Raw genomic sequence first — 12,268 nt, forward strand, 5'->3', positions numbered from 1 at the left:
ATAAAGAAATATGCAAAATATCCCTCGAATGACATTCCCATCTCCGTGACAAAATGTACTAAGGTGGTGAATGGAAATGCAGATAAAGAGAATTATAACCATAATGCTGTCGCTTGTATTGATCACGATTGTGGGCTGCCAGCATCAAAAACCTGCCGAACAGGATTTGCTGCGGGTTAAATCCGAACAAGGGGCCACACATAAGAAAGTCATATTCCTGATGGTCGACTCACTCATGGCACAGGCGATCGATAAGGGCATTTCACAAAAACAGCTGCCCACCATACAGTATTTGATTGAACATGGACAATACCATAAGGATATGGTTAGCTCATTTCCTACGATGTCCGTTACGATTGACAGCACGATGTTAACCGGGAAAAATCCGAATGACCATGGTATACCGGGTCTCCTATGGTATTCTTCCGACGATAAAAAAATGATCAACTACGGTACCGGACCGATGGAAATCCTCAGACAAGGCATCAATCCGGTCCTGACCGATGCATTAATCCATTTGAACGGGAAACATTTAAACTCGAATTCACGAACGATCTATGAAGATTTAGCCCGTGCTGGCTTGAAATCAGGATCGATTAACGGCTTGATATATCGGGGAGCGACCGAGCATACGCTGACGATACCGGATTGGATTCAAGGTCCGACAACACTGCAGAAAAAAATAAAAGTCAAGGGGCCGGATTTTCTAACTTTGGGAGCCTTGTCTAATCCCTTAGAAGGTGCGGAGAATTTGCCTGATCATCTCACCGACCGGATGGGGCTAAACAATAAGTATGCAATAGAAGCTTTGAACTATTTAATTCAAGCGAACAAGCTGCCGGATTTTTTGTATGTTTATTTACCGGATATGGACCAGGAGCTTCACAAGAAGGGTCCGTCTTCGCTTGAAGGAGTCAAAGAGCTGGATCAGCAGCTCCAATCCGTATTGAATTCCTTCGGTTCGCGGGAAAAAGCGTTAAATGAAGCTATTTTCGTCATCGCCGGGGACAGCGGAATGACACAGCTTCTTCCAGCAAATCAGCGTTCCGTGATTGATATGCCAGCTATGTTGAGAGGCATCTCCGTTCTAAAGCCGGGCGAAGAGGTAGAAGCTGAAACCGAGGTCGCCCTTGCAGTCAATGAAACGATGGCTTATGTATATAATTTCAAACCCAATCGTTCCCTGCGAAGCTTGGCGGAAATCCTGAGCAAGGATGACCGTATCGACTTTGTTGCTTGGAAAGAAAACGAATGGATGCATGTCCTTCAAGGGTCCACTTTGAAAGAACTCCGATATAAGGCGAAAGGTAACCTGATCGATCGCTATAAACAAACGTGGACCGTGAAGCAGGATGCCGAGGTGCTGGACCTTACATTAAATGCCGATCATCGAACCTTGGATTACGGACAATATCCCGATGTGCTGGAGAGGTTGTCCGGTTCGCTGAATTCTCATAAAGGTAAATTTTTGGTCGTGACGGCTAAACCGGGATACGAATTGGCAGACCGAAGTTCACCAACACATGAGGGGGGCGGGGGTCATGGCTCGCTCCGTCGAACCGAGTCGCTTGTCCCGCTTATCATTGTTGGAACTGACGAAAAGCCTGAGCATCTACGAATGGTTGATCTAAAAGCCTATTTACTTGATCTGCTGACAAATCACGTTAAGAAGACAAAATAATTTGCAGAGGCTATACCATCATGTTCTACGACTTGGCCGGTGTAGTGTAGTTTGCTTGATATTAGGCACCTTTTTCCGATTTTATGGAAAAGGGTGCCTTTTTTATAGCGATTTATTTGAATTTTGCCGTTATAATATGATGTAACTCTTAGCTGTACAAGATGATCTCAACCTTATAAGAATTTTAATAAAGGAGCTGTACGAACATGACGACCAACCGAATCATTCATTCCGTTATTTTTTCGCTTAAACATGAGAAAGGCTCAGCGGAGGAGCAGCGTTTCCTGGAGGATGGACGATCTGCCCTCAGCACGATTCCAACGGTTCAAGACTTTAAGATATTCAAGCAAATCAGTCCTAAAAATACATATGATTTCGGCTTCTCGATGGTGTTTGAGAACGAAGCCGATTATGATGCCTATAATGTGCACCCGCAGCATGTGGACTTCGTCGAGAACCGCTGGAAGAAGGAAGTCGAACAGTTTTTGGAGATCGATTACAGCGAAGTGTAGAAGATGAATTCACATGAATAAGCTGCTGGAGCGGGGGATCATCGTCCGCTACGCCAAAGGTTGGGGACTGCCTGAGCATATTCGGATTTCGGTAGGAACCGCGGAAGAAAATCAAGCGCTGCTTGATGCTTTGGGTGAAATCCTAGGGCATATCACGTAACCTATGGATCGCCGGTTGAACTGCACCTCCCACTGTTAGACATGATCTAACAATGGGAGGTGCAGTTTTTTTTGATGAATATTGATGCAGTCTAATCCGTTATCCTGAATTTATAGGTTCTTCAGATTACCCCGATTCTCAATGATGGTTGTTACATGCAGTTTGAAATCCAGATTCGGGTAGTAAGTGGTTCTCCAATCCCGCAGCTGTTCACGATTCAGGTGATTTCTGAAATATTGGCCCAAGGCAAAGATATCGGCTTGTTCTTTTTGCGTTTTCTTGAACATTTGATCCAGACGAGAGGTCAACAGCGCCTCCAGCCTCTCCTTAATTTGTTCTTCCGTTAGATGCCCCCTGGAATCTAGAATGGTGACCTTCAGCCTGAGATGGCTGCGGAGGTAAGGCTTATCATTCTTCATCCAGCTGTGATGGGTAAGCCTGTTGCTAATGATTTGTACGGTGGTGCTGTCCATAATCTCCACCTTGCCGAATGCGCTTTTTCCATAAAAGGCATTGGCTACTAACGTTTCATCGGATCCGATTTGACCCGTCATTCTGCCATTCTTGATGATGGCCGAACCCATGCATTCGATACTTGTGGATCTTCCTGAACGTATGATCGGGACGATGACATCATGCGTATAGGAATGAATGCTGCGAAACATTTGCCATATCCGGGTATCCGCCAATTGAGGGTTCCAGCCGGCGTTTTCTTCAAAAAAATCATAAATGATATTGCCGCTGTGCTCCGATTTGGCTGCCATATCCGAAAAGAATTGATCCAGCCCTTGATCACTGATGGCAAATAGCGTTTTGGAGGAGATGTCTCTGGAACGATTAAACGCGGAGATAATGTCTTCCATGCCGTTACGGGCAAAATTTTTATCCACGATGACGATTTTCAAATGCAGCAAATCGACCTGAGTCTCCATATTCATGCTAATATGATCAATAATTTTATTGATGGTGTCACCCGTTTCCGAAACGATATTTACGGTGCTCGTTTCATTGGTTGCCGGAATATCCAGAAACACCTTGTATTGATTCTCCTCGGTTAACGAAATGCCCATAATGACCGGAAGCGAGCGATGGTTAATGTCTTTGATATCCCAGCAACCGGTTACGAAGGGAACCATCGCAACCAGCAGGAGAACGAATTTAAAGGTAATTCGGATGGTGGCAAGCTTGTCCATATTAAGTTACCTCCGTCGTACGGTTCGCTTTATGCTTGTGCCGCCAACCGATGATAAACGTGATCAGCGGAATCACCAGGAACATATACAGCCTCAGTGGAATTATCCACCCTTGCAGCGTCTTAAGGTAGTCCCAGTTGGGGATGGCGATGGATATGGCAAACAATCCGATGGTCAGCGCAATCAGGAGAACGTTTTGAGGAATGAACGGGACGGCCCGCTTCGCAAGCGTGACGAGAACCCATAACGTCACACCCAGGTACAGAAATGCAAAAGCCATCAAACTCAATAAAAAGAAGATTGTGACCCGATCAAATAAAAGCCATGTAATGTTCACGGTGTCTATCGTCATTAGCATGGGGAATTCATATAATTCGGCGGTTGCGTGACCAAAGGTCAGAAGCGGCAAATATACGGACAATAAGAACATGGGAAACAGCAAGAGACAGCCTAGCATCATTTTTTTGGTGCTGATCTGTATAGAGGGCGGCAACAGCCCCAGGAAAAAGAAGCCGCCCGCATATACGAATAAACTGACCAGAAAATCAGGTTTCGCAAGAAAATGGAACGATTGACCAGGGTCAATGATCGGCAGCAAGTAATACCAATCCACATTTTGAAAGCTAAAGCAGAGAACAAAAAGGATGGGGATTGTGAACAGGATAACCAGCAGGACACTGGTTCGGGCCATGCTGCTCATTCCTTGCCAAGCCATGAGGAAAGCAATGGATATCAGTAACAACTGGATCGCCCACAGCGGCGTGCTCGATAAGAATACTAAGGTGAGCATCTCGGAATAAGCTCGGATCGTTATGATAATGGCTACGCCGAAGTAGAGCAAGGCAGGCAGCAGGAGTAGCCACGGAAGAAATTTGCCGACGCTCCCGAAAATATCCACGACATTCCGATGCGCGGCCCATTGCAGTCCTTTGACATACATGTAGAGGGCTATCGCATGCAGTGCATAGCTTATGGAAATTCCGATCCAATGCCCCATGTCCATGGCTGAAAACAAATCGGAAGGATAGAGAAAAAAGATAAGACCCATATGACAAACCACATACACGATGGCTGCTTGATAACCACTCTTATCCATTGCGATCATCCTTCTGATTTAATGTTGGAAATGACAAGTAAGGAATGCCCATGCTTTTTTGATGACCCATATAGGCACAGATGACCACGATTCCAGCAAGGAGCCCCAACATCCCATAGATGGCGGATAAAATGATCAGCAGGTATTTGAACACGCGAACAGATACAGCGTTCTGAAACCCCACTACAGTAGAAGAAGCGATCGTGGTACCCGCCAGCACGATAATCAGAAGGTTGCTGACAAGTTTAGCGGACACGGCTGCCTGGCCCAGTATAATACCGCCAACCATCGTAATCGTGGGTCCCACGCTTTTTGGAAGTCGAACACTTGCTTCAAGAATGAGCTCTAGAACGATGAGGAGCAGCAGCGTTTCGACAAAGGCGGGATAAGGTACGTCCTGCCGGCTGTTAGCAATCGACAAGGCCAGCTGAAGCCGCAGTACTTCAGGATTAATGGACACTAAGGCCACATATAACCCAGGAATAATCGTTGCGATCAAGACGCCCACAATTCGCAAAAGACGGATAAGGTACATGAAGGTGCGAGGGTAATTATGATCGTCCTTCATGCAGAACATATCCATGACGAGACTGGGTAAAATGATTGCAAAAGGATGACGGTCAATCATAAATACCACTTTACCTTGTTGAAGGGCGTGAGCTGCATTTTGCGGTAATTCCGTCATGTTGAAGTTGGTTACGAACGACCACTTGTTTAATCCCAGCATGTTCTCAAGCTGTTGGATATGTTGAACATCCTGGTGTAATCCTGCTCTGATCTTCGCTTGAATGGATTGCAGTAACTGGGGTTTGATCCTGTCCTCTTGATAAATTAGCATTAACGACTTGGGGTGACTTGACCCTGCCGTGTACGCTTCTACCTGAAGGCTGGATCCGGTGCAGTGTTTTCGGAGGATGCCGATATTCGTATGGATATCCTCCAGAAAAGAGCTGCTGGAGCCGTATACCGTACTTTCCGTTTCAGGCGCTGAGACCGAGCGGGTGACATTTTTCGATATCGGAAGAACGGCACAGCATGTCCCTGACAGAGGCTCCAGCAGGATCAGGTGGCCCTTCATGATGTCAGGTATAATCGATGCCAGATTAGGTTCTACAAGCTCGCCCAAAATTTTAAGAAGCTTAGCGGGCGGCAGGGAGGTTTTGACCAGATTTGAGGTTTGAGTTTGAAGGGATGCGATACTCTGGGGCAGATCAACTAACGAATCTAAACCAATCACTTGAACTTGATACTGCTGCAATCGAATTTCTACATTGAAATAATCAGCATTCGCTTTGAAATACTCAGCAAGGCTTTCTTTGAGATCCATATATTCACTCCCACGCGCCGGTATATTAGATATCATTTCCATTACAGCCATTGATTTATGCAAAAAAGCTTAATTGATGTCACACTTGGCGTGCCTTATTTGTCTACATTATGAAATAGACGAAAAAGGAGAGATATACGATGGAGAACATGCTCATCATCAACGCACATCCGAGGGTGGAGTCAGCGACATCGGTCAGCCTGCAGGTGCTTCAGCATTTTTTGGAGGCGTACACGAAATGGAGCCCAGTAGGAGCAATAGAACAAATCGATTTATACCGTGATTCTATACCTGCCATAGATCATATGATTCTAGAGCTACGGAGCAAACAGGGAAGAGGGGAGCTGCTTAGCGAAGAGGAACAACAGCTAACGGTCCGCACGTCCGCCATTCTACAGCAATTTAAGGCGGCACGGAAATATGTCATCGTCTTGCCGATGCACAATTTCAACGTTCCTTCGAAGCTTAAGGATTATATCGATAACATCCTCATTGCACGAGAGACGTTCCAATATACGGAGAAGGGTTCGGAAGGTTTGCTAACCGATGGCCGCAGTCTGCTGGTCATTCAGGCGAGTGACGCCATTTATACAAATAATGATTGGTATACCGAGGTGGAATATTCGCATAAATACCTAAAATCCATGTTTAACTTTATGGGGGTTATGGATTATCAGATCATCCGGGCTCAAGGAAATGCATTTTTCGATAGGGATCAAATTCTAGAACAGGCTTATAAGGAAGCCGAAGAAGCTGCGAAACGTCTTGCAGGTAAGAAAATTGAGACATCAAGTAAGTAAGGGAAGATAGAGTTCTGCTCTGTATATCAATTAAACAAGGCTGCCAACCCGGCAGCCTTTCCTTCGTTCATTCATAGTGGCCCTGCTCCTTCAAATAGGTGAGCAATGACGCCATGTTTATGCGGATCTCATCAGGGTTCAGATGACCGTAACCCAAAAGCAGCTTGTTTACATGCATGCCCTTCTGAATACTGTGATGCTCCACAGGCGTAATGCGTATTCTGTTTAACCGGCTTTTTTCTCTGAACGACTCATCAAAATGAATTCCGGGAAACTCAACGGCAAGATGCAGTCCTGCCGCATCTCCCCAGGGGTGCCAGGCCTCCCCGAAACACTCTTTAAGTGATGATAGAAGCACCTCTCTACGCTCACCATATAACCTCCGCATTTTCCTAATATGTCTGTCGAATTTTCGAGTATGTAAAAACTCAGCCAGTGTTGCTTGCTCAAACGGCGGATTCTGGACATCCGTATAAGTGCGGAGAAAACGCCAGCGTTGCTGAAGCTTAGGTGGAAGTATCGCATAACCAATTCGAAGAGCAGGAAAGAGTACTTTACTAAAAGTACCGATATAGATTACCCGCTCTGAGTCCATGGCATATAACGGCGATACCGGATCACCATAATACCGGAATTCGCTGTCATAATCATCCTCGATAATATAGCTTTGGTTCTCTCGTGCGAAACGGATTAACGCGGCACGTCGGTCAGCGGGCAGGATTCCGCCTAGAGGAAATTGATGCGAAGGCGTGATATAGACGGGTGAAGATGATTTTCCTTTCAGCTTGTCTGGCTGTATTCCATGTTCATCCACTGAAATAGGCTGGACGTTGTAGCCCTTATTAATAAATGTCTGCAGCATCTCGATGTTGCAGGGGTCTTCAACCATAATTTCCATTCCATCCTCATACAACAAGTCAGCAATGACGTGCAGTGCATGGGTAGCTCCTGCCGTTATAAAGACGTCTTCAGGATCTACGGAGAGCCCTTTGCTCCTGTAAAGCCATGAAACGATTTCCATGCGCAGTCGCGGCAAACCTTGGGGGCCCGTATAACCTAGCAGATCATGAGGCATCTCGCTTAAAGTTTTCTGCGAGATCTGCTGCCACAGATACCGTGGAAATTGCCTTAATTCCGGCTGGCCCGTCCGGAAATCAACTAAAAAAGATAGGGGACTCTCTACTCGCTTCGGCGGTTCTTCGACTGGAGGCACCTCCAGAGACAAACCTTCGGCAATCCGGGTCGGTGCTCCCTGGCGGCTTACGACAAAGCCTTCGACGAGCAGCATCTCAATAGCTTCATTTACGGTGTTTCGTGAAACATGCAGCACATTTGCCAAAACACGAGTAGATGGCAGTGCTTCGCCTTCCTTGAGTTTCCCGTTAATAATCTGGTCCCGGACGGCAAGATAAATCTGGCGTTTCAGCGGAATTTCGCTGCTCCGTATCAGTTCAATTCCCCACATTAGGGCATGACCTCCAACTGGTCTGTATAAATTCTAGTTTAACTGGCACTTTTTCCATACCAGTTCACACTCTATGATTGTAGCATATATCAATGTCTATTAGTCCTAGGATGGTTGGGGGATGTGATTGTTTGGAGCGTTGGAAAGGGATGTTGTATCTGTTGGGCGCATTTTCACTTGCGGGCACTTCGGTTATTACCGGTTGGTTTTTGAACGAAAGATTAGGGGTTTTCACCATTACCGCAGTCAGCTTGTTCTTTGCGCTTCTGTGTTTGCTGCCGCTGTGCCTGAGGAACCTGATGAAGACGGTCCGTCGTTTATCGATAAGAGAGTGGAGGATTCTATTCTTCCAGGCGTTATTTGGAATGTTTCTGTTTCGGATGTTTTTACTGTACGGCCTACAACATACAAGTTCTGCTGAAGCCGGAATCTTAACGGGTGCCACGCCTGCCTTTACCGTTATTCTGGCCGGCATGCTGCTGAAAGAATCGATGAACCGCACCAAGCTAGTAGGTGTTCTAAGTACGGTGGGAGGCGTTATCGTGATCCAGGGGTTATTTTCATCGGATGTTTCATTTTCCCTTCATCATATACGGGGTAACGCGCTAGTCCTCTGCGCAGCAGCGAGTGAATCTTACTTTAACATCCTGTCTCGGATCAGTTCAGTCAAGCAAAACAAGACATACGATGAGAATATTCATCCTATAGTCCAAACGACATTGGTCTCTGCACTTGCCCTCATGCTCTGCCTGGTTCCTTCATGGTTTGAGAACCCCGCAGCTTCACTATCAGCGATCGGGCTAAAGGAGTGGTTGGCTCTGGTATGGTATGGACCTATTGTAACGGCGCTGGCTTTTATTTGTTGGTATGCCGGCATCAAGCGGTGCCAGGCTTCAACGGCCGCAGCTTTTTCGGGGATGATGCCATTCACCGCTTTAATGCTCTCGGTCATCCTATTAAAGGAATCGGCCGGCTGGGAGCAGTGGTGCGGGGGACTCCTGGTCATTATAGGTATGATTCTGATTGGGAGAAATCAAGCACAAACCGGTAAATTGTCCATGCAGCCTGTCTCTGACCATGGAATGATATCTGGAGTTCGAAATGAACGCATGGATCCAGACGGAGGGAAACGTAGAACAGATAAAATTGGGTAATAAATGATAAGAGGGATAACATTAAGGATAAGGAGAGTGATCCGAATGGAGAAATTACTAGTTAAGCTTCTGGTGCATGGTGTTATGATTACGGCAATCCTAGTCGGTCTATCGAATGCTACGTTTGCATCAGCGGTTATTGCTGCTTTGGGTATCGGGATTGTTGCTTATCTGGTGGGTGATCTTTTAATTTTGCCGAGGACGAATAACATGATGGCTACCATTGGAGATGCGGGACTGGTATTCGTCATGCTGTGGATTATCAGCGAATCGGCGAACTGGACCTTGACCTTACCGGAGATCTTGCTGATTACGGTGTTAGCCGGTATCTTTGAATATTTCTACCACATGTGGCTCCTTCGGGACCACGAGCCTGTTCAAAAACAACGGGCTTGAGTTTCGGCAAGGTCAATCTGTGATTAACAAATTTTAAACAAAGAAAAAACACGCTGACCTCATCGGAGATCAGCGTGTTTTTGTGCTTTGGGCTATTTTTCTTCAGGTCTCTTGATTTGAAGAGGAGGAGGAATGAGCCAGCCTTTTTCCTTATTCATCTGGAGGATCCGCACACCCAGCGCCGTCTTGGTGAGATGATATTTAGCGAATAAGGCTCCAATATCCTCCCGGATGGACATCCCCATGGTTTTACTGCATGATACGAGTCCGAGTGATGTATCAGCAGCGATTTTGGCTGCAATTTCAGGATCTGTGAATCTTGCACCTACTGGAATATCCTCAAGTTTGGCCGGGGGTCTTTCGGGAAGTCCCGGTGCAGGGGCGATTCCGTTATCTGTAAGCAGTTCATCACATTCTTTAATCTCAAGTTTTGCTTGATCCAGCAGATCTTTTAGCATATTTTTGAGATCTTTATCGCCTGCGTGACTCATATAAGCCTCGTAGCAGGAAACCATGCCTTTTGCCATCATGGACGTTTCCCATACACTGAAGATTTCACCATAATGCATAGGCTCATTTTTAGGATTGCCGCTTAGAATTCCCAAGTTGTTCTCTCCTTTTGTGTTTAATACAAACAGAGTCATTATGTGCAGGAGAGTATCTTTTAATTCTTTCGAAGCAGGTACAGGCATTTTTCGAGGAAATCATTGTCTGAAGGTGCGGATGCATGGGAAATGGGACATTAACGCAAACTGGATTCGTGACAATATTGAGGAAGCGGGAGGACGTTACATGTATTTTTACAAAGAGGATCTGATCAATCTGATCGTTCCGGATAAACCCGATCCAGCAGCTGCAAAAGTGCTGCAGGAAACGTTAGGCGGCCGATTCGGCGAAATGCGGACGTTGATGCAGTTCTTTTTCCAAAGCAATAATTTCAGAGGGAACGCAACTCAATACCGTGACTTGATCCGTGGCGTTTTCTTGGAGGAGATAAGCCATGTTGAGTTGGTTCAACATACAATAAACCAGCTGCTGACAGGCGCGGGCGCAGAAGGCGCAGGTAATGCCGGAGCGGACGGTGCTCCGCTGAATGAAGCGATTAAGCATGCGAATCCGCATCACTTCATTATGGGGGCCCAAAGTTCTTTGCCTGTTGATGCCGCAGGAAACCCATGGCAGGGTAATTACGTGTACGATCACGGAAATTTGGTTAGTAATTTACTTGATAATGTCGTGCTCGAATCAACGGGAGTGCTCCAAAAAACGCGAATCTATGAGATGAGCACAAACAAAACCTTCCGTGAAACGTTGGCTTTCCTGATTGTACGGGATAACGCGCATCAAAATGCGTTTGCCAAAGCGCTGGAGACGCTGGGCGTTGAATGGGGTAAAATATTCCCCGTTCCGAATTATGACATCCATAAATATCCGGAGTGTCAAAAATACGTAGATATGGGCTTCCATAACGCACAATTCAACTTCAGGCTGGATGATACACGAATCGGCGAAATCTTTAGCGGTCAAACCCCAAGCAGAAATGGCGGGGAACTGCAAGTGGTTCAACCTCCGGAGGGGTTCCCGTTACCTGTGATGCCTGAGCTGGCCAACGAGCATGCACCTGGGTTATACGATTTAAATCAGTAATTCATCTGTTTGGATATGCAGGCTATTGAACCAAAAGAGGCAGTCATCGGACTGCTTTTTTTGTTTGTTTTTATTTATTTATCTTTTGAATTTAGAGATAAGTATAGTAAGATAGAACACAATCCGAAAGATCGGGATATCTTTAAGATCATATAGAGTGACAAGGACGGGGGAGGATGGCTTTTGAAAAAAGTGCTTTTGCTGTTGGCGGATGGATTTGAAGCTGTGGAAGCGAGTGTATTTACGGATGTACTGGGGTGGAACAACCTGGAGGGAGACGGGACAACCCAGGTAGTGACCGCGGGACTGCATGACAGATTGAAATGCACGTGGAATTTTACCGTCATTCCCGAGGTCACGCTGGACTCGGTGAAGGTGGAGGATTACGATGCTCTGGCGATTCCTGGCGGGTTCGAGGAAGCGGGCTTTTATAACGATGGATACGACTCCAGGTTCTCCAAGATCATTCGGGAATTTCATGAGCAGGGCAAGTGGATTGCCACAATCTGCGTTGCAGCTCTTACGCTTGGCAAAGCCGGCGTGCTGGAGGGACGAAAAGCCACGACGTATGATCACCCGACCAGCGTCCGAAAATCGCAGCTGCGGGAATTCGGTGCCCATGTCGTGGATGAGCAGATCGTTGTGGATGGAAACCTGATCACCTCATGCAACCCGGCAACGGCTTTTGAAGTGGCATTCACTTTACTGGAAAAGCTGACATCCTTGGAAAATACAATGCATGTGAAAGAGCTTATGGGATTTACAAAGAAATCATGATTAGAGACGAAATGGATTTTAAGCAGTAAGCCTGTCGGAAGAAGACAGAGCTTATTGCTT

General features: G+C 46.2%; 13 protein-coding genes. 8 read left to right on the forward strand and 5 right to left on the reverse strand.

All coding sequences use genetic code 11. The features are described 5' to 3' along the window. Positions 1–76 precede the first annotated feature (76 nt). The 3 genes from BJP58_RS00115 (at position 77) to BJP58_RS00125 (ending at position 2,353) form a co-directional block, all read left to right on the forward strand. Complete coding sequence (locus BJP58_RS00115) at positions 77–1,681, forward strand: alkaline phosphatase family protein (RefSeq protein WP_194542260.1); 1,605 nt, start codon at positions 77–79, stop codon at positions 1,679–1,681. A 206-nt stretch (positions 1,682–1,887) separates the two neighbouring features. Beyond that, positions 1,888–2,193 carry a Dabb family protein gene (locus BJP58_RS00120; protein ID WP_194542261.1) on the forward strand — a complete coding sequence of 102 codons (306 nt, stop codon included), beginning with the start codon at positions 1,888–1,890 and terminating at the stop codon, positions 2,191–2,193. Positions 2,194–2,206: 13 nt separating this feature from the next. Then, a complete protein-coding gene (locus tag BJP58_RS00125; protein ID WP_233354833.1) occupies positions 2,207–2,353 on the forward strand; it encodes a hypothetical protein in 147 nt (48 codons plus the stop codon). A 110-nt stretch (positions 2,354–2,463) separates the two neighbouring features. On the opposite strand, the gene BJP58_RS00130 is transcribed toward BJP58_RS00125, so the two are convergent. From BJP58_RS00130 to BJP58_RS00140, 3 genes are read right to left on the reverse strand one after another with little or no spacing between them, the layout of a single operon-like run. Then, the gene (locus BJP58_RS00130) at positions 2,464–3,546 is read right to left on the reverse strand and encodes a Ger(x)C family spore germination protein (protein ID WP_194542262.1); all 1,083 of its coding nucleotides are present in this window, start codon (positions 3,544–3,546) and stop codon (positions 2,464–2,466) included. 1 nt (position 3,547) lies between these two features. Then, the gene (locus BJP58_RS00135; protein ID WP_194542263.1) at positions 3,548–4,642 is read right to left on the reverse strand and encodes a GerAB/ArcD/ProY family transporter; all 1,095 of its coding nucleotides are present in this window, start codon (positions 4,640–4,642) and stop codon (positions 3,548–3,550) included. Continuing rightward, on the reverse strand, positions 4,635–5,969 hold the full coding sequence (locus BJP58_RS00140) for a spore germination protein (RefSeq protein WP_194542264.1): 1,335 nt from the start codon (positions 5,967–5,969) through the stop codon (positions 4,635–4,637). Before BJP58_RS00140 ends, BJP58_RS00135 begins: the two co-directional genes overlap by 8 nt. Before the next feature lie 140 nt (positions 5,970–6,109). Here BJP58_RS00140 and BJP58_RS00145 point away from each other — a divergent pair, with 140 nt between their 5' ends. Further along, a complete protein-coding gene (locus BJP58_RS00145) occupies positions 6,110–6,769 on the forward strand; it encodes an FMN-dependent NADH-azoreductase (RefSeq protein ID WP_194542265.1) in 660 nt (219 codons plus the stop codon). 67 nt (positions 6,770–6,836) lie between these two features. On the opposite strand, the gene pdxR is transcribed toward BJP58_RS00145, so the two are convergent. After that, positions 6,837–8,234 (reverse strand): MocR-like pyridoxine biosynthesis transcription factor PdxR, encoded by a 1,398-nt coding sequence (gene pdxR / locus BJP58_RS00150; RefSeq protein WP_194542266.1) that lies wholly within the window; start codon positions 8,232–8,234, stop codon positions 6,837–6,839. A 149-nt stretch (positions 8,235–8,383) separates the two neighbouring features. Here pdxR and BJP58_RS00155 point away from each other — a divergent pair, with 149 nt between their 5' ends. Both BJP58_RS00155 and BJP58_RS00160 read left to right on the forward strand, forming a co-directional pair. Further along, positions 8,384–9,388 carry a DMT family transporter gene (locus tag BJP58_RS00155; RefSeq protein ID WP_233354834.1) on the forward strand — a complete coding sequence of 335 codons (1,005 nt, stop codon included), beginning with the start codon at positions 8,384–8,386 and terminating at the stop codon, positions 9,386–9,388. Positions 9,389–9,433: 45 nt separating this feature from the next. Continuing rightward, positions 9,434–9,784, forward strand: a complete 351-nt coding sequence (locus tag BJP58_RS00160) for a DUF2512 family protein (protein WP_194542268.1) — start codon at positions 9,434–9,436, stop codon at positions 9,782–9,784. Between the two features lie 92 nt (positions 9,785–9,876). Here the strand turns inward: BJP58_RS00160 and BJP58_RS00165 are convergent, their stop codons facing one another. Then, positions 9,877–10,389, reverse strand: a complete 513-nt coding sequence (locus BJP58_RS00165) for a DUF3231 family protein (RefSeq protein WP_194542269.1) — start codon at positions 10,387–10,389, stop codon at positions 9,877–9,879. 187 nt (positions 10,390–10,576) lie between these two features. On the opposite strand from BJP58_RS00165, the gene BJP58_RS00170 reads away from it, so the two are divergent. After that, the gene (locus BJP58_RS00170) at positions 10,577–11,431 is read left to right on the forward strand and encodes a manganese catalase family protein (protein WP_194544753.1); all 855 of its coding nucleotides are present in this window, start codon (positions 10,577–10,579) and stop codon (positions 11,429–11,431) included. Positions 11,432–11,614: 183 nt separating this feature from the next. After that, positions 11,615–12,208, forward strand: coding sequence for a DJ-1/PfpI family protein (locus BJP58_RS00175; protein WP_194542270.1), 594 nt, complete (start codon positions 11,615–11,617; stop codon positions 12,206–12,208). Positions 12,209–12,268 lie beyond the last annotated feature (60 nt).

The sequence above is a fragment of the Paenibacillus sp. JZ16 genome (assembly GCF_015326965.1).
GTDB lineage: Bacteria > Bacillota > Bacilli > Paenibacillales > Paenibacillaceae > Paenibacillus_AQ.

Coding starts and splice junctions, on each gene's coding strand:
- BJP58_RS00160 (WP_194542268.1), top strand. CDS start 9,434: ATGGAGAAATTACTAGTTAAGCTTCTGGTGCATGGTGTTATGATTACG.
- BJP58_RS00130 (WP_194542262.1), bottom strand. CDS start 3,546: ATGGACAAGCTTGCCACCATCCGAATTACCTTTAAATTCGTTCTCCTG.
- BJP58_RS00120 (WP_194542261.1), top strand. CDS start 1,888: ATGACGACCAACCGAATCATTCATTCCGTTATTTTTTCGCTTAAACAT.
- BJP58_RS00140 (WP_194542264.1), bottom strand. CDS start 5,969: ATGGATCTCAAAGAAAGCCTTGCTGAGTATTTCAAAGCGAATGCTGAT.
- BJP58_RS00125 (WP_233354833.1), top strand. CDS start 2,207: ATGAATAAGCTGCTGGAGCGGGGGATCATCGTCCGCTACGCCAAAGGT.
- BJP58_RS00155 (WP_233354834.1), top strand. CDS start 8,384: ATGTTGTATCTGTTGGGCGCATTTTCACTTGCGGGCACTTCGGTTATT.
- BJP58_RS00135 (WP_194542263.1), bottom strand. CDS start 4,642: ATGGATAAGAGTGGTTATCAAGCAGCCATCGTGTATGTGGTTTGTCAT.
- pdxR (WP_194542266.1), bottom strand. CDS start 8,234: ATGTGGGGAATTGAACTGATACGGAGCAGCGAAATTCCGCTGAAACGC.
- BJP58_RS00115 (WP_194542260.1), top strand. CDS start 77: ATGCAGATAAAGAGAATTATAACCATAATGCTGTCGCTTGTATTGATC.
- BJP58_RS00170 (WP_194544753.1), top strand. CDS start 10,577: ATGTATTTTTACAAAGAGGATCTGATCAATCTGATCGTTCCGGATAAA.
- BJP58_RS00145 (WP_194542265.1), top strand. CDS start 6,110: ATGGAGAACATGCTCATCATCAACGCACATCCGAGGGTGGAGTCAGCG.